Source organism: Confluentibacter sediminis (assembly GCF_003258355.1).
Taxonomy (GTDB): Bacteria; Bacteroidota; Bacteroidia; order Flavobacteriales; family Flavobacteriaceae; genus Confluentibacter; species Confluentibacter sediminis.
In genome coordinates this window covers 1-329 of record NZ_QKPO01000105.1, presented here as the reverse complement: position 1 = coordinate 329, position 329 = coordinate 1, and the positions used below count along the sequence as shown (strand labels likewise).

The 329-nt window shown below is 63.8% G+C and carries 1 protein-coding gene; it reads left to right on the top strand.

Features of this window, described 5'->3' with window-relative positions; translation table 11 throughout:
- Nucleotides 1-329 (top strand): bifunctional uridylyltransferase/uridylyl-removing enzyme family protein (locus DKT72_RS19095; RefSeq protein WP_220628175.1); only part of this gene is annotated, 329 nt, incomplete at both ends.

The window sequence follows — 329 nt, the reverse complement described above, 5'->3', positions numbered from 1 at the left end:
TGCCGGAATGGCTCGGCGTCCGCAACCGTCCGTCCGCCTCGGCCGCCCACCGGTACACCATCGATCGGCATATGGTGGAGGTCACGTCGCGTCTGGGTCGTGAGACACCGTCCGGTGGACGGTACGATGACGATCATTTCAAGGCGTTGCTGTTGGCCGGTATTACCCATGACATCGGCAAGCGCGCGTCCGTGGCCGATCACGCCGCCGAGGGTGCCCGCCATGTGCCGGTGATTCTCAAGCGTATGGGCTACGCGCCGGACATCGTCGACTGGGCCACCGTGCTGGTGCGTGAGCATTTGACCCTATCCGAATTTGCCACGGGTAAG